Source organism: Rhizobium sp. P1_E6 (assembly GCF_056405875.1).
The window spans coordinates 1-17,015 of the sequence record NZ_JBFUBG010000016.1 but is presented as its reverse complement, the minus strand read 5'-3'; the positions used below and the strand labels follow the sequence as shown (position 1 = coordinate 17,015).

Annotated in this window: 14 protein-coding genes; 10 read left to right on the top strand and 4 right to left on the bottom strand. The window is 60.3% G+C overall.

Annotation, left to right across the window (positions count from 1 at the left end):
- Positions 1–33: 33 nt before the first annotated feature.
- A complete protein-coding gene (locus AC1D35_RS11070; RefSeq protein ID WP_113507121.1) occupies positions 34–1,971 on the bottom strand; it encodes an ABC transporter substrate-binding protein in 1,938 nt (645 codons plus the stop codon).
- A gap of 178 nt (positions 1,972–2,149) precedes the next feature.
- On the opposite strand from AC1D35_RS11070, the gene AC1D35_RS11065 reads away from it, so the two are divergent.
- The 10 genes from AC1D35_RS11065 to AC1D35_RS11020 all read left to right on the top strand — a co-directional run bounded on the left by AC1D35_RS11065 (position 2,150) and on the right by AC1D35_RS11020 (position 12,933).
- Positions 2,150–2,848: a GntR family transcriptional regulator gene (locus AC1D35_RS11065; RefSeq protein WP_113296632.1), complete on the top strand. Its 699-nt coding sequence runs from the start codon at positions 2,150–2,152 to the stop codon at positions 2,846–2,848.
- Positions 2,849–3,144: 296 nt separating this feature from the next.
- Positions 3,145–3,324, top strand: a complete 180-nt coding sequence (locus AC1D35_RS11060; RefSeq protein ID WP_477855720.1) for a hypothetical protein — start codon at positions 3,145–3,147, stop codon at positions 3,322–3,324.
- 213 nt (positions 3,325–3,537) lie between these two features.
- A complete protein-coding gene (locus tag AC1D35_RS11055; protein WP_477855721.1) occupies positions 3,538–4,671 on the top strand; it encodes a transporter substrate-binding protein in 1,134 nt (377 codons plus the stop codon).
- Complete coding sequence (locus AC1D35_RS11050) at positions 4,668–5,249, top strand: ANTAR domain-containing protein (RefSeq protein ID WP_113307476.1); 582 nt, start codon at positions 4,668–4,670, stop codon at positions 5,247–5,249. The genes AC1D35_RS11055 and AC1D35_RS11050 overlap by 4 nt, the downstream gene beginning before the upstream one ends.
- On the top strand, positions 5,249–6,097 hold the full coding sequence (locus AC1D35_RS11045; RefSeq protein ID WP_477855722.1) for an ABC transporter permease: 849 nt from the start codon (positions 5,249–5,251) through the stop codon (positions 6,095–6,097). Before AC1D35_RS11050 ends, AC1D35_RS11045 begins: the two co-directional genes overlap by 1 nt.
- A complete protein-coding gene (locus AC1D35_RS11040; protein WP_477938584.1) occupies positions 6,097–7,017 on the top strand; it encodes an ABC transporter permease in 921 nt (306 codons plus the stop codon). Before AC1D35_RS11045 ends, AC1D35_RS11040 begins: the two co-directional genes overlap by 1 nt.
- 25 nt (positions 7,018–7,042) lie before the next feature.
- Complete coding sequence (locus tag AC1D35_RS11035) at positions 7,043–8,662, top strand: ABC transporter substrate-binding protein (RefSeq protein WP_477938583.1); 1,620 nt, start codon at positions 7,043–7,045, stop codon at positions 8,660–8,662.
- A gap of 66 nt (positions 8,663–8,728) precedes the next feature.
- Positions 8,729–9,673 carry an acetamidase/formamidase family protein gene (locus tag AC1D35_RS11030; protein WP_477938582.1) on the top strand — a complete coding sequence of 315 codons (945 nt, stop codon included), beginning with the start codon at positions 8,729–8,731 and terminating at the stop codon, positions 9,671–9,673.
- Positions 9,670–11,346, top strand: coding sequence for an ABC transporter ATP-binding protein (locus AC1D35_RS11025; protein WP_477851862.1), 1,677 nt, complete (start codon positions 9,670–9,672; stop codon positions 11,344–11,346). Before AC1D35_RS11030 ends, AC1D35_RS11025 begins: the two co-directional genes overlap by 4 nt.
- Before the next feature lie 510 nt (positions 11,347–11,856).
- Positions 11,857–12,933: a porin gene (locus tag AC1D35_RS11020; protein ID WP_477938581.1), complete on the top strand. Its 1,077-nt coding sequence runs from the start codon at positions 11,857–11,859 to the stop codon at positions 12,931–12,933.
- 284 nt (positions 12,934–13,217) lie between these two features.
- Here the strand turns inward: AC1D35_RS11020 and AC1D35_RS11015 are convergent, their stop codons facing one another.
- The 3 genes from AC1D35_RS11015 to AC1D35_RS11005 all read right to left on the bottom strand — a co-directional run bounded on the left by AC1D35_RS11015 (position 13,218) and on the right by AC1D35_RS11005 (position 16,939).
- Positions 13,218–13,592 (bottom strand): DoxX family protein, encoded by a 375-nt coding sequence (locus tag AC1D35_RS11015; RefSeq protein ID WP_477851863.1) that lies wholly within the window; start codon positions 13,590–13,592, stop codon positions 13,218–13,220.
- A 501-nt stretch (positions 13,593–14,093) separates the two neighbouring features.
- Positions 14,094–15,092 (bottom strand): TRAP transporter substrate-binding protein, encoded by a 999-nt coding sequence (locus AC1D35_RS11010; protein ID WP_477851864.1) that lies wholly within the window; start codon positions 15,090–15,092, stop codon positions 14,094–14,096.
- Between the two features lie 17 nt (positions 15,093–15,109).
- Positions 15,110–16,939, bottom strand: coding sequence for a TRAP transporter large permease (locus tag AC1D35_RS11005; RefSeq protein WP_477851866.1), 1,830 nt, complete (start codon positions 16,937–16,939; stop codon positions 15,110–15,112).
- Between the last annotated feature and the right edge of the window lie 76 nt (positions 16,940–17,015).

The window sequence follows — 17,015 nt, the reverse complement described above, 5'->3', positions numbered from 1 at the left end:
GGCATGATACCCCCACCGGCTCTGGGAGGAGCCTTAATTGGCCTTGTCGAAATACCACTGGGTCAGCGTCGGAGCCGGGTGCCAGAGGTTGCCGGTGATCGGGATACCGTTGACGACATTCTTCAGGTTCTTCGACACCATCATGTATTTCGGCATGGGGCGCGAGATACCGATGTTGAGGAAGTTGTCGGCCGAGAGATTCAGGAATTCCTTCATCTTGTTGCGACGATCATCATCGGTGACGGCGGCATTGACCTTGTCATAGGCAGCCATCAGCGCCTTGATCTGCTCCGGCGGCTCTTCGCCCGTCGCATGGTTGGAATACCACTCGCTCCAGCGCATCGCGAAGAAGATATCAGCCTTCTGGAAAGGCATGTAGCAGCGCGGATCGGTATAGACTTCCGAGAGACCGCCGACGCAGTTCCAGATATAGGCGTCCTGCTCGTTGGCAGACCACATCGTGTTCAGGCGGGCACGGTCGGTGGTGCGCAGCTGAATATCGATGCCGACTTCCTTGGCATATTTCTGCACCATCTGCATGACGTCGGGGTAGGAAAGACCGAAGACGTCGGCGACCATGAAGTTGATGGTGAAGCGCTTGCCGCTCTCATCGAGGCGGAAACCTTCTGCATCCTTCTTCGGCATGATCTTGTCGAGCATCTCGTTCGAGAGCTTCGGATCGAACTCGGTGTATTGGCTCGCCTCGCGCTCGTTGAAGAGCTCGTGCTCCGGCTGCGTTGCGACCTGTGCCGGCGCGCCCTGGCCGACATAGACGAGATCGATGATCTCCTGACGGTTGATGGCGTGGCTGAGCGCGATGCGGAAGTCCTTGTTCTGGAAGAGCTTGCGCTTCACATCATCGGTCGAGTTGAGGTTCAAGAGGATGACGGCATCATTGGCCGGCAGATCCTTGACATCGACGAAACGATAATTGCCGGTTTCCTGACCGTCGAACAGCACCGACTTGAAGGTCGAGTTGTTGATATGGCGGAAGGAGAAGTCGAACTCGCCTGACGTCATCTTCAGCGCCATCAACTGCGGATCGTCGAGCTTGGCCCAGGTGATGCCATCGATATAGGGAAGCTGGTTACCGTCAGGATCGACCTTCCAGTAATAGGGATTGCGAGTCGCAACGACACGGTCGCTATCGGCATAGGGAACCGTCAGAACCCAGGGGTTCATGGTCGGCAATTCGAGGTTTTGCCAGAAAGGCGGCTGGAACGTCAACGAAACCTTCGAATTGAAGAGCGCCACCCAATCACCGGCGGCCGGATTGGCCTTCAGGAGCGCCGGGATGCCGTCCTTGTTATATTTCTCGTGGAACTGCTGCAGGTAATGCTTCGGGTAGATGACCGGCAGATGGCCCTGACCATAGGCGAGCTGCTGCAGGAAGAGGCCGTAAGGCGAATCGAATTTGAACTCGACCGTCAGGTCGTCGATCTTGCGCACTTTCACCGGCTTGCCGGCGACGGTGAATGTCGGGTTCTTGGCCGGCGAGAGCGCGTTGTTCATGAACACGTCTTCGTACCAGAACATGATGTCGTCAGCGGTAAACGGCTGGCCGTCGCTCCACTTCAGGCCCTTGCGCAGCTTGAAAGTGTAGGTGGTTGCGTCTTCAGACGCGGTGAATTCTTCCGCCAGCGACGGGACGACCTTCTGCCAGGCCGGATCCCAGCGAACCAGCAGCTCGTTGGCGATGGTGCGGGTCAGATTGTACTGGTCGCCGTTGGCAAGGATCGTGGTGCGCAGCGTACCACCATATTTGCCGACGCCATCGACCATGGTCTCGACGTAGGGATGTTCCGGAAGACGATCGGCGACGGCTGGCAGCTTGCCGCCCTTGACCTGCTCGTCGAGCATTGGCGCCTGTTTGAAATCGACCGCCCAAGCCGGGACCATCGATCCCAGGATGGCAGCACCTAACAGCCCCGTCGACACGACGAGGCCACGCAGCGTTTGCTGGTAACCCATATTTTCTCCTCCTGATAGCCGGCCCTCACCGCCGGTTTCCGTCCCTTGTTCACGACATCCGTTGCGGCCTCGTGTTGAACGATACCTTTCAGATCGTACATTCTTTGTCAATCTGAGTGTATGAATTTATTTATTTTGCTCTTGGCAAACACGGGGAAAGTGCATTAAAAGCAAACTCATGAGCACGATAACGAGCATGAGACAGCCGGCATCCGAGGGTGACGACCTGGTCGATGACAGCGGCGCTTCAATCTACGAGCGGTTGCGCGACGACATCATCCACGGCCGCCTGAAGGCCAACGAGCGCCTAAAGGTCGCCGAGCTGGCAAGCCGCATGGGAACCTCCACCAATCCGGTCCGCGAGGCGCTGCAGCAGCTGCGCGGCGAAGGCTTCGTCATCATGGAGCAGAACCGCGGGGCCCGGGTTCGCCCGATCGACGAGGAGTTCGTCCGCGACATCTGCGAGATCGAGGTTTTGATCGAGCCCGCCCTGACCCGCTGGTTCGTTGGCATCGCCACCACGGGCGACATTGACGATCTCGAGCGCGTGCAGGCGGAGATCGAGGCGCTGAACTACGCTGACGAGGAAAAACACTCTGATCTCGACCTGCAGTTCCACCGGCTGATGTACGACCGGCATTACAATCGGCATGCCGTCGATCTTTGGATTCGACATCGCCAAATCCTGGGTGCAATCGGTCGTGGCTTTCCCACATCACTGAGCCGTCAGGCCAATGTGATCGGGGAACACCGGCAGTTGATTGCCTGCATCAAGGTGCAGGACGCCGAAGGCGCAGCGCGCGTCATCGGCCAGCATGTCGAGGGCTCCGGCCGGAGTATCATCGAGCGGCTACGGCTGAGGAAACGGCAGGCCTGATACCGTATGCCACCGGAAAATGTAGCGCGGTTTGGGGAAACGACACACAGAGGAGTTCGTTTGTGACATCTGTGAATCGAGGCCCTGATCGAGCCTGCCCTGACGTGCTGGTTCGTCGATATCGTCACCAAGGCGGGCGTCGAGGAGCTGGCCCGTTCGCAGTTGGAAATGCGATTCCACCGCCTGATGTCTGACAAGCACCATACTGCCATGCCGTCGATCTCTGGATACGCCATCGCCAGATCCTGTGGGCAATCAGCCGACGCTTTCCGACGTCTCTCAGCCGGCAATCGAACGTGCTCGAAGAACATCGCGAGCTGATCGCCTGCATCAAGGCGCAGACTGCGGAGGGCGCGGCCCAGGCCATCGCCAAACAAGTCGGCGGGTCCGGCCATCATATCATCGAGCGCATGCGCGTCTCCCGCCACGCCAAGCCGCATCTGGCTAATACAAAGGCTGATTTACGGGGCGTGTAGTGTGCGGCTGACGATCTTGCCGCACATCGCATAAATCACCTGAAGCGCGCTTGACAAAGCCGGAGTGCCTGTATTTTATTCACGCTCGCGGATTAGGCAGAGAGCATCTCCGCACTCTTACATGACTTCGATAGTCGCTGGGCAGTTTCGCCCCATGATGGCCCCATAGCGGATGGGACGCCTTCATGGGGTTTTTGGGTTTTTGGCTTACAGATGAATGATGCGTTGAAAATCGGCATTCTTTACTCCACCACCGGCCCTTACGGCTCGATGGGCCGCGACGCACGTGACGGCGCGGAATTCGCGATCGCCGAATTTGCGGCAACAAGCGGCCGGCCGGTCGAACCGGTCTTCTTCGACCCGCAGGCCGATCTTGCCGCCTATCTCGAAGGCGCGCGCCATCTGCTGCGTGCCGGCTGCCGCCATATTGTCGGCACCATTACCTCGGCCGCCCGCAAGGAGGTCATTCCGCTTATCGAAAAACATGACGGGCTTCTCTGGTACATGTGCCCTTACGAGGGGTTCGAGGCGAACGAAAACGTCATCTATGTCGGCGGCTGCCCGAACCAGCATCTGCTGCCGCTCTTCGAACATTTGATCCCACGTTACGGCAACCGGCCCTATCTTGTCGGCGCCAACTATGTCTGGGGCTGGGAGATGAACCGGCTCGCCCGCGAACTCACCACCAATGCCGGCGGCGAGGTTCTGGGCGAGCGTTACCTGCCGCTCGAGGAAACCGCGGTCGAGCGCATCGTCGCAGATATCGAGCAGCGCTGCCCGAGCTTCATCCTCAACAATCTTATCGGCCCGTCGAGCTATGCCTTCCACGAGGCGATCCGCCGGCTTGCCGATCGCGACCCCGCCTTCCGGCCCGAGAATTGCCCTGTCGTCAGCTGCGACCTGATGGAATGTGAGCTGGACGATATTGCGCCGGGTGCGGCCATCGGCCAGCTCTGCGCCGCCTCCTATTTCGACAGTGTCGCTACTTCCGAAAATGGCGATTTCAAGCAGCGGATCATTGCCCATTACGGCGAGCCTCGCCGCATCTCCAGCGTCTTTGCCAGTGCCTATACTGCCGTGCGTCTTTGTGTCGATGCGATCGTGGCTGCCGGCGGCGACGAGCCGGCGGCCGTGCGCCAGGAACTGTACGACAGAAGTTGGGCAACACCCTTCGGCGCGCTTTCCATCAACCGCGAGACGAACCACGCCGCGCTGCCCTTCCATCTCGGCCGCATCAATATCCACAACGGTTTCGATGTGATCGCCTCCCGTCCGCCGCTTGCCGCCGATCCCTATCTGACCGGCCGCAACAAATCGGCTTCGCCGAAACTGCGGGTAGTGTCATGAAGGAAACGCCCAATTTCACCGGCTGGCATGCCGTCGTCCTTCACCGCGAGGACGGCAACACCGAAAGGCTGATCCGCCAGCTCCGTCTGCTCGGCCTGTCCGCAACCCTGCAATGGGCGCCGCTTTCGGCCGCAAGCGTGCCAGATATGGTTATCGTCGATGCCGATCAGGGCTTTGACGATCTCCTGCCGTGGGCTGGCGCGATGCCGACATGCCCGGTCGTTGCTCTGCTCGGCTCGGAAGCACCCGGTCGCATAGCCTGGGCACTCGGCCAGGGCGCCGGTGCAATCATCGCCAAGCCGATCGCCGCCTCCGCCGTCTATCCAGCCCTCGTCATGGCCGTCTCAATTCATCAGGAGCGCAAGAATGTTGCGGAGCGGCTCCAATATCTCGAAGAGCGCGTACGCATGCGCCCGCTCGTCCATGCCGCTGTCGAAAAGCTGATGCAGGCGCATGGGGTCGATGAGGAACGCGCCTATTCGATCCTGCGCAACTGCGCCATGCGCCGCCGCCTGCCGACGGAACAGATCGCCGCCTTCATTCTCGGCGGCATAGAACCCCTGCCGGAGGCCGGTTGATGCGTGTGATCAAAGCCATGCTGCGCCACCCGACTGCTCTCTTCGGCCTTATCGTCGTCCTCATCGTGATCGCGTTTGCGATTGCCGCACCCTGGATCGCTCCCTTCAATCCCGATGAGCAGATGTTCGACGGCCTGTCGCTGGAAGGCGCTCCGCTGGCGCCCGGCGGTCCATATCTGCTCGGCACGGATACGCTCGGCCGCGACCTCTTCTCCCGCATGCTCTTTGGCGCCCGCACTTCTCTCGTTATCGGCCTTGTCGCCAACGGCATCGCTGTGGCGATCGGCCTGTTCATCGGCATTCTTGCCGGCTACATGCGCGGCATCGTCGGCAATATCCTGATGCGTTTCACCGACCTGATGATGGCTTTCCCGGCCTTGCTGCTGGCAATCGTGCTCGCTGCGCTGCTGCGGCCGAGCCTCTGGATCGTCGCCATGGTGATTGCCCTCGTCAACTGGGTGCAGGTCGCCCGCATCGTCTATACGGAGACGCGCGGCCTGGTGGAGCGTGATTTCATCATGGCCGAGCGCTCGCTTGGTGCCGGCCACGTGCGTATCCTCTTCCTGCATATCCTGCCGCATCTGGTACCGACGGCGATCGTCTGGGGAACACTCGGCATCGCAACGACGGTACTGCTCGAAGCGACGCTTTCCTTCCTCGGTATCGGCGTGCAGCCGCCGCAGCCCTCCTGGGGCAACATCATCTTCGAAAGCCAGAGCTACTTCCAGGCTGCCCCCTGGCTGGTCTTCTTCCCCGGCGCCGTCATCCTGCTGACCGCCCTCTCCTTCAATCTCGTCGGGGATGCACTGCGCGACATTCTCGATCCCACCCAGCGCGGGAGAGGCTGATGTTCTTCCTCATCCTTCGCCGGCTGGTGCAGGCCGCCCTCATTCTTCTCGGCGTTGCCGCCATCACCTTCGTTCTGCTTTATGCGTTGCCGGCCGACCCGGCGCGCATGATTGCCGGTCGAAGCGCCACGACGCAGACGGTCGCCAGTATCCGCCACGAACTCGGCCTCGACCAGCCGCTGCTCATCCAGTTCAGCACCTATCTGAGTAATCTGCTGCACGGCAATCTCGGTCGATCCTATGCACAGAAGACCGAGGTCTGGACGCTGATCGCCGCCCGCCTGCCGGCAACACTCGTCCTCATGCTGGCCGGCATCCTGGTGGAGGTGGTGCTCGGGCTGACACTCGGTACGATCGCTGCCGTGCGCCGCGGCGGATTTGTCGATCGACTTGTCATGACCGCTTCCTTCGTCGGTGTTTCCGCGCCGCAATTCGTCGTCGCCCTGCTGCTGCTTTATGTGTTTGCGGTAACGCTTGGCTGGCTGCCAATGAGTGGCTACGGCACCTTTGCCCATGTCGTGCTGCCGGCTTCCACCCTCGGCGTCCTCGGGGCCGGCTGGTATGCACGCATGGTTCGATCGGCGATGATAGACGTTCTCAATCAGGATTATGTTCGCACGGCCCGCGCCAAGGGGCTTTCCTCGCGCCGCGTCATCTTTCGCCATGCCCTGCCGAACGCCATCCTGCCGATCATCGCCATGATCGGTATCGATATCGGCCAGTTCATGGGCGGCGTGGTCGTCGTCGAGGCGGTCTATGGTTGGCCGGGCATCGGCCAGCTCGCCTGGCAGGCCATCCAGCAGGTCGACATACCGATTATTATGGGCGTCACGCTGACATCAGCACTCGCCATCGTCATCGGCAATCTGCTCGCCGATCTGGTGACACCGCTCATTGATCCACGCATCCGCACACGTTGACAGCAACCAAAGAAGGGGAACCCAAATGTTCAAACGCTGGCTTCGACACACAACCACGGCAACGATGGTGGCGATCGCTCCCTTCGCCGCAAAGGCGCAGGAAACACCAAAACAGGGCGGCGATATCGTCGTGACCTACAAGGACGACATTACCACGCTTGACCCCGCCATCGGTTACGACTGGGTCAACTGGTCGATGATCAAGAGCCTCTATTCCCGACTGATGGATTACGAGCCGGGCACGCCAAACCTCGTTCCGTCACTCGCCGAGAGCTTTAGCGTTTCGCCTGATGGCCTCACCTATACGTTCAAGCTACGCAAGGGCGTGAAATTCACAAATGGTCGCGAAATCGTCGCCGCCGACGTCAAATACTCTATCGAGCGCGCGGTCAACCCCAAGACGCAGGGTCCGGGTGCAGGCTTCTTCGGAGCGATCCAGGGCTTTGACGACGAGACGGGCGGTAAGACCGAGACGCTCTCTGGCATCGAAACGCCTGACAAAGACACCGTCGTCTTCCATCTTTCGCGCCCCGACGCGACCTTCCTGCATGTGCTGGCCATCAACTTTGCCTCAGTCGTGCCGAAGGAGGCAGTCGAAGGCGCTGGCGGCGACTTCGGCAAGAAACCGGTCGGTTCCGGCACCTTCATCCTGAAGGACTGGACGATCGGCCAGCAGCTCGTTTTTGAGCGCAACAAGGACTATTTCGTCAAGGACATGCCGCATATCGACAGCTTCAAGGTTGAAGTCGGACAGGAGCCGTTGGTGGCACTACTGCGCCTGCAGAAGGGCGAAGTGGATATCGCCGGTGACGGCATTCCGCCGGCCAAGTTCCTCGAAATCAAGAACTCCGCCGACGGCCCGCAGATGATCGTCGACGGCGAGCAGCTTCACACCGGCTACGTCACGCTGAACACCAAGGTGAAGCCTTTCGACAATGTGAAGGTGCGCCAGGCCGTTAACATGGCCATTAACAAGGAGCGCGTCACCCGCATCCTGAACGGTCGCGCCACGCCTGCCAACCAGCCGTTGCCACCGCTGATGCCTGGCTATGACAAGTCTTTCCCCGGCTATACCTATGATGTCGCCAAGGCCAAGGCGCTGCTTGCCGAAGCCGGCCTCCCGGATGGCTTCGAAACAGTGCTCTACTCGACCAACACCGATCCGCAACCGCGTATCGCCCAGGCCATCCAGCAGGATCTCGCAGCTATCGGCGTCAAGGCTGAGGTCCGCGCCCTCGCGCAGGCAAACGTGATCGCCGCAGGCGGTACGGAGGGCGAAGCGCCGATGATCTGGTCTGGTGGCATGGCCTGGATTGCCGACTTCCCGGATCCGTCCAACTTCTACGGCCCGATCCTCGGTTGCGCGGGTGCTGTTCAGGGCGGCTGGAACTGGTCCTGGTACTGCAATGCCGATCTCGACAAGCGCGCGGTTGCAGCCGACTCGATGTCCGATCCGTCCAAGTCCGCCGAGCGCACTGCCGCCTGGGGCAAGATCTTCACCGACATCATGGCCGATGCGCCGTGGGTCCCCGTCATCAACGAGCGCCGTGTCGTTGCCAAGTCGCTGCGCATGGGCGGTGCCGACAACATCTACATCGACCCGACCCGAGTCATCAACTACGACGCGATCTACGTGAAGCAATAGACCCCGAATAAACAATGCCTTCCCGGTTCGGCCGGGAAGGCTCTATAAAATCGAGGGAGACACCTTATGTGCATTGCCTGCAGCCATACCATTCACCGCGCCCAGCATAATTTTGGCTGGAACAAGGACTTCGCCCCGGCCGTCGTCGCCAAGCCTGGCGAGACCATCCATTTCGAATGCCTGGATTCCTCGGGCGGCCAGCTCGGCAGCGATGCGACGCTGGATACGCTGAACAATCTGGATTTCGGCAAGATCAACCCGGTCTCCGGCCCGATCTACGTCGAGGGCGCCAAGCCTGGCGACGCATTGAAGGTGACACTGCGCAAGTTCATCCCCTCGGGCACCGGCTGGACGGCCAATATTCCGGGCTTCGGCCTGCTCGCCGACCAGTTCAAGGATCCGGCGCTGCATGTCTGGTCCTATGACGCCAACAGCATGACGCCTGCTCTTTACGGCCCCGGCGGCCGTGTACCGCTGAAGCCCTTTGCCGGGACCATCGGCGTTGCTCCCGCCGAGCCCGGCACCCATTCCGTCGTGCCGCCACGCCGCGTCGGCGGCAATATGGATATTCGCGACCTGACCGCCGGTGTGACGCTCTATCTGCCGATCGAGGTCGAGGGCGCACTCTTCTCTATAGGCGATACGCATGCCGCACAGGGTGACGGCGAAGTCTGCGGTACCGCGATCGAAAGCCAGATGAATGTCGAGGCGACAATCGAGCTCGTCAAGGATGCGCGCCTGCAGACGCCGCGTTTCACGACGACCGAACCCGTCACCCGCCATCTTGATGGTATGGGCTATGAAGTTACCACCGGCATCGGCCCCGACCTGATGACAGGCGCGCGCGAAAGTGTGATGCGCATGATCGATCTTCTGACCGCCGAGCATGGCATGAGCGCGGTCGATGCCTATCTGCTCTGCTCGGTCTGCGGCGATCTGCGCATCAGCGAAATCGTCGATATGCCAAACTGGGTCGTCTCCTTCTACTTCCCGAGGATCGTATTCGCGTGATTGAAGCCATGCCCGCCGCGCCCATTCTCAGCGTCCGCAATCTCAGTGTCGATGCGCGAACGCCGGAGGGACGCAAACCGGTCCTGAAAGATATCAGCTTTGATCTGGCGAGCGGCGAAACGCTTTGCCTGGCCGGAGAATCCGGTTCAGGCAAATCGGTGACGTCATTGTCGATCATGGGATTGCTGCCGAAGGCCTCCCTCCAGGTCGCCTCAGGCAGCATCATGCTCGGCGAACGCGATCTGCTGAAACTTTCCGATCGGGCCATGCGCGGCGTGCGCGGCGGCGATATCGCTATGGTCTTCCAGGAGCCGATGACGTCGCTCAACCCGGTCATGTCGATCGGCGCACAGCTGACGGAGGCGATCCGGGAGCATCAGGGCAGCGAGAATGCCAAGGCAATCGCGCTACAGATGCTCGATGCCGTGCAGATCACCGATCCTGCCCGGCGGCTGAAGCAATATCCACACGAACTATCGGGTGGCATGCGGCAGCGCGTGATGATCGCCATGGCGCTCTCCTGCCGTCCCAAGGTGCTGATCGCCGATGAGCCGACCACGGCGCTCGACGTGACGGTGCAGGCACAAATCCTCAAGCTCATGCGTGAGCTGAAGTCGGAATTCGGCACATCGATCATCCTCATCACCCACGACATGGGCGTCGTCGCCGAAATGGCCGACCGCGTCATCATCATGCAGAATGGCGGCGTCATCGAGCAAGGCCCGGCGGTCACCATTTTCCGTGCACCGCGCCAGACCTATACGCAGCAACTGCTTTCGGCCGTGCCGCGCCTTGGTGCTTTTTCCGGCACGGACGGTCCGACGCGCATCACGTCTCGCAGCATCGAGACCCTGCATCCCGACCGGACCCCGGTTCTGAATGTGCGTGGCCTTAACGTCACCTATGGCAGTGCGGCAAGCCTTCTCTTCAAAGGCAAGGCGCCGGCTGCAGCCGTCAGCGACGTCTCCTTCGATATCTTGCCGGGCGAAACGCTCGGTCTCGTCGGCGAAAGCGGATCGGGAAAGTCGACGACGGGCAAGGCGGTGCTCGGCCTCATCCCCTTCACGGGCAATGTGTTGATCGGCGGCCGCAATATTGCTGGCCTCAGCCATCGCGAAATGCAGCCTATACGCCGCACTGCGCAGATGATCTTTCAGGACCCCTATGCCTCGCTCGACCCGCGCATGGCGGTCGGCACCGCAATCGCTGAACCACTGGTCATCCATGGCATCGCCAGCAAATCCGACCGACGGGACAGGGTCGCAGAACTCCTGCGCCGTGTTGGCCTCACGGCCGATGCCGCCACGCGCTATCCGCATGAATTTTCCGGCGGTCAGCGCCAGCGCATTTGCATTGCCCGCGCCCTAGCGCTCGAGCCGAAGCTGATCGTTGCTGATGAAAGCGTTGCGGCACTCGACGTGTCTGTCCGCGCCCGCGTGCTTGATCTGATGCTGGAGTTGCAGGAAAGCATGGGGCTCTCCTACCTCTTCATCTCGCATGACATGGCGGTCGTCGAACGGATGTCGCATAAGGTCGCCGTCATGCGCCACGGCAGGATCGTAGAAGCCGGCACCCGTCGCCAGATCTTTGAGCACCCGGGAGAAGACTATACGAGGGCTCTGATGGCGGCCGTTCCGATCCCCGATCCGGAAGCGCAGCGCGCACGGGTGTGAGATTCCCTGATARGGAATAGAGCGCGTTCCCAGAAACGGTGCGCCTCCACGGGGCTTGCCTTCGGCCTCCGTCGAACCATCGTTTGGAGCGACTCACGGCGCGATTGAATGCCGGCCGCGTCTGGCGGCTTCAATCCCTTTGTCAGCCGGATTTTCCTTCGGCGGCCTGTCTCAGATGTGCAAATACGGGCTCTGAGCCCGATAGTTTTCGATAAATTCGGGATTGCGCGGCAAACCGCCGTGCCAATTTTGTCGCCACCAATTCGGCTAAGTCGTACTAATATAGCAATATTTTGCTATTCTGTTTTACCTCTTGTTAATACCCGCGCAAGGACTGTTGTACATCTGTCACACACACAATGGTTTAGTTAGAATTCTCTACAAAATGAGAGCATTCGTTGTTGAGCCCTCGCGCCTTTCAGCTATTTTAGCTCTTACCGAATTAATCGGGTTTTATCAGAGGGGACGTTCTTTCGTGGAACGCACTCGAACTTAGGAGATTGGCTTTCCATGAACATTCGTATGATGTTGCTTGGTTCTGCAGCTGCCCTCATCGCTGCACCGGCATTCGCAGCAGACGCAATCGTCGCTGCCGAGCCGGAACCGGTTGAATACGTTCGCGTCTGCGACGCCTACGGCACCGGCTACTTCTATATCCCGGGCACGGAAACCTGCCTGAAGATCGAAGGTTACATCCGTTTCCAGGTTAACGTCGGCTCGAACGCCGGCGGCACCTCCGCCACCAACGACTCTGACTGGGATGCAGTTACCCGTGGTCAGGTTCAGTTCACGGCTAAGAGCGACACCGAATACGGTCCGCTCACCGGCGTGATCGTTCTCCAGGCTAACGCTGACAACGCAACGAACCAGGACACAATCCTCGACTCCGCTTACCTGGACGTCGCTGGCTTCCGCGCTGGTCTCTTCTACTCCTGGTGGGACGATGGTCTCTCCGGCGAAACCGACGACATCGGTTCTGTCGTAACGCTGCATAACTCGATCCGTTATCAGTACGAAACCGGTACCTTCTACGCTGGTATCAGCGTCGACGAACTTGAAGACGGCGTCTACCAGGGCGACGTGGATCCGCTCACGGGCGACCTCGTTGCTAACGATGGTCCGAACAATGTCGGCGTTGCCTTCGGCATCGGCGGCACGGCTGGTGCCTTCAGCTACCAGGTTACCGGCGGCTGGGACTTCGACAACGAAGATGGCGCAATCCGCGCTATGGGTACGGCTGAACTCGGCCCGGGCACGCTCGGCCTCGCTGCTGTCTACTCCAGCGGCCCGAACTCCTACTACTCGACGGCTGAATGGGCAGTTGCTGCCGAATACGCCATCAAGGCAACGGACAAGCTCAAGATCACCCCTGGTGTTCAGTACTACGGCAACTACATCGGCGGTCACAGCGCGTTCGACACCGTTCCGGATGACTTCGACGGTACCGGCGATGCCTGGAAGGTTGGTCTGACGGTTGACTACCAGATCGTTGACAACTTCTACGCCAAGGCTTCGGTACAGTACCTGGATCCGGAAGATAGCGACGACTTCACAACCGGTTACTTCCGTCTGCAGCGCTCGTTCTAATCTGAACATTGAAGACCCCGGGATTGCATCTCGGGGTTTTTCATCACAGGCTTCTGCTTTGGTGACCTCCAATTCAGAAGACGGAGGTCGGTCCGGTTCCCTGCTGGATCGGCCTCACCCATCGACACAGAATTCCACTCCTGTAGATGGTATTAGCTCGCCCTCACCCGAGGGCGAGCTTTTTTATTGTGCGAGCCTGGGTAATCCGATGGACAGAGTAGAGGCCATGGCCCACCCTTTTCATATTCCAGGATGAGGCGTTCGAGGATGAGGCGGCCCCGCGCTCAAACCATGTTCAGCGGCATCAACTGGCGCAGTCTCTGGTCGCGCAGATAAAGGCCGCCCCATGCTGCAATGCCAAGAAATAGGCAGATGATCTGGGGAGGCGTAAAAAATTCGCCCAGGCGGAAGTGCGTGCAAATTGCGCCGCCGAGAAAGCCGGTTACGAGTATAGCGCCAAGGAAGGCTGTTTTCGGAACAGCATAAAGGACCGCGCAGACCGCGATAATAATGCCGAGCGCCGGGGCGAGATTGACGGGGAAACCGGTTGCTTCCATTTCCGCCCTTATGACCCCAGGTGCAAAGAGATTAATGGCTGCATCAGCGAGGAGCAGAATAACGACCACCGCTGACAGAATTCGCCCAATCCAGATCGACATTATCGCTGCCTCCTAATTGCCGGTCACAGTCCGGCTTATGGTGTGGCCCCGATACTGTCAATTCGCCAGAAACCTTATAGTCGGGGATTTGATTATCCGCGGCTGATGATTCTTACAGTTCAAACGGTGCGGCTGATGATTGCCGCTTTACGCAGCCAGTGCCGTCGGTGTCGGCTATTTCTGGCATCGCTGGCGATTTCCACATGCGATATGCCGCCGTTGCAGCGGCTGCGCCATCTGCCCGCGCGACCGCGGTCACGATCAGGTCGCGCTTGCAGGATTCGCCAAGCGACCGGCAGCCAGAACAGCGCACGGGGACACGTCGTTTCCCTGCTCAATTTCTGTAAATGATCCGGGATGTTCGTTCGGGTCGGCGACGCGAGGCGGCGGCGTGTCTATCTGATGGGCCTTGCGTCGCCTCAGCGTATCGACAAGAGGGCTGACAGGTCGGCGGGGAATAACACACGGCTGCATGTTATTCCCGTCTCCTCGGAACTTTTATCAGGCGGACTGAACGGACTTGATGCGGTCCAGTCCGCCGACGACGGGCGCGAAGTCGTCCCAGACGCCTTGGGCACCCTTCTGCCATTCCTCGAAGGCTTCCGGCTTCAACAGCTTGCCTCCGTTCTTCAGTGAGACTTCTACGGATGCCGCCTCATCGTCGACGATGAGCTGGTTGAAGTAGGCAGCGCCTTCGGTGGACGCCTGCTGGAAGACCGCCTTCTGTTCGTCGTTCAGGCCACCCCAGAAAGTCGATGAATAATAGACGATGCCCGACGCCCAGATGTGACCGGTCTCGGTCATGTAGGGCACGACCTCATAGAGCTTGAAGCCGGCATAGGCGGATTTGGTGAGGTCCATGGCGTCAGCGACGCCCGTTGCCAGCGCATTATAGGTTTCGGTGATCGGAATGCCGATCGGCGTTGTGCCGAAGGCGCTCCAGAGCCTGGTGTGCAACGGGCTCTGGATGACGCGGATGCGCTTGCCCTTGAGCTGTTCCGGGCGCGTCACCGGCTCCTTGGTCAGGAGATGGCGAGCGCCATAATTGATGAAATCACCGACGACGAAACTCTGTGCCTGCAGCTTGCCTTTCAGATCGGTGCCGACATCGCCGCTAACGGTGCGACGGACATGATCGGCATCATGGAACAGGAAGGGAAGGTCAAGGATCTGCAGTTCCGGCGCCCAGCCGGAGAGCGAAGAGACAGTCGAAAGGCTGGCATGGATGGAGCCGAGGCGAACACCCTCTGCCACTTCCTTTTCGCCGCCAAGCGCACCGTTCTTGACGATATTGAACTTGAATTGGCCAGGCAGTTTGGCTTCGACCAGCTCGCTGATCTTCACCCAGATCTTGGTCTCCGGTTTATCGTCACCAAGCAGCGAGGCAATGGTGATCGCCGTCGTCCGCGCAGCCGCGATGCGAACGAAGCCCGGTGCGGCAAGGGCGGTGCCTGCGATCGCTGCGGTCTTCAGGAAATTGCGTCGATTGAGGTTATCCATGGATGAGATCCTGTCGGTTAGAAGATGATCGCCCAGGCGCAAAGGATTGCGAGCGAGACGAGAAGAGCAGCCAGGTAGGGAACAACAGCCTTGAAGAGGGCGGAGGCTGGAATGCGGGTGACACCGCTGACGACGAAGATCAGCATGCCGAGTGGCGGGGTCAGGCCGTGGATCATTAGGTTGACCACGATGATGACACCGAAATGGATGGGGTCGATGCCGGCGGCGACTGCGGCCGGTAGCAGGATCGGCCCGAACAGCAGGATTGCAGCGCCGATATCGAGAACCAGCCCGACGATCAGCAGGATGATGTTCGACAGCAGGATCACCGCAAGCGCGCTGCCGCCGAGCACCGTCGTCAGATGTGAGATCAGGCCAGAGACATCGTCGACGGCCAAAAGGAAGGCAAAGGGGCCGGCCGTGCCGATCAGCAGGCCGATCGCTGCCGCTTCGACGGCAGCCTGCCGGAAAGCGGCGTACAGCGAATAGATGCCAAGCCGCGCGCCGATGCCAAGCAGGAAAGTATAGAAGGCGGCAAGGGCTGCAGCTTCGGTCGTCGTGACGATGCCGATACGGATACCAACCACGACGATGACGCCGAGACCGAAGGCCGGGATTGCCTGGACGGCCGATTGCCAGCGTTGCGCAGATGTGGCCCGCGGCAGTGGCGCTTGGTCGCGGACCGTCAGATGAATGGCAACCGCAAGGCAGATGGCCATTAGCCCGCCGGCGAAGAAGCCGCCGACCAGCAGTGAACCGACCGACAGATTGGTGGCGGTTGCAAGGATCAGAAAGGCGATCGATGGCGGGATGACATTGTCGAGCACCGAGGTCGCAGCGATGATCGCCGCAGCCTTTGCCGGCGGATAGCCGTGCCGGACGAGTTCCGGCTGGAAGGTGGATGCGCCGAACGCGGCATTGGCAACCGAGGAGCCGGAGGCACCGGAAAAGAGCACGCTGGTGAGCAGCGTCGTCTGCGCAAGACCGGCGCGGCGATGACCGACCATGGCAGCGGCAAAGCGCACCAGCTGGTTGGCAACGCCCGATGCCGTCAGAAGGCCGCCTGCAAGCAGGAAGAAGGGAATGGCAAGCAGCAGGAATTTTGAAATACCGGTGACCGTCGAAGAGACGATGGCCGGTTCCGGAAGGCTGCTGCCGAAGGCAATCACCACATAGGCGGCCGCCAGAAAAGCATGCGGCAGCGGTGCTGCGAGCACAAGACCGATCGCGGCGATCAGCCCGAGAAAGATGCTGGGCGGCCAGTCGAGTTCGATGGAGATCAAGGGAATGCCGGTGTAGAGTGCAGCACCGATGGCGATCGAGAGGAGGACCGGCCAAGCCCTCCCTTCAGCGATGCGCTGCAGCAGAAGGACGACGAGGATCAGCGCGCCTCCGGCGCCGAGGAAACCGAAGCGGATCCATTCCGGCACGCCGAGCGTCGGGGACGTGCCGCCGAGCATGGTCATGATCTCGCTGCCGCCAAAGCTCAGGATGAGGCCGGAGAGCACGGTAAAGACATCGGCTAAGATCTGCGTTGCCGGACGCAGCCGCTCCGGCAGCATGTTGACGAAGACATCGAGACGCATGGCAAGCGCACTGTTGAGGCTGAGCGGCGCGCCGAGTGCGATCAGCAGCACATGCAGCCAGATGCCGAGATCTTCCGCACCGATGAAGCCGGCCGCGAAGAAATAGCGCATGCAGACGCTGACCAGCACCATGACAAGCAGCACGGCAAGCACTGACGCGGCGGCGACGCCAAGTACGGCTTCGATCGCCCTCAGGATGCGGGCTGCAAGCCCGTTACCCGTCGTCTCCTGTTCAGCTGGATGGAATTCGCTTGCTGCCACGGAACTTGCTTTCTTGCCGGAGGGTCAGGCGCTCTTGACGGTGGAAAGGTCGCGATCGAAGAGAGTCGACCAGGTG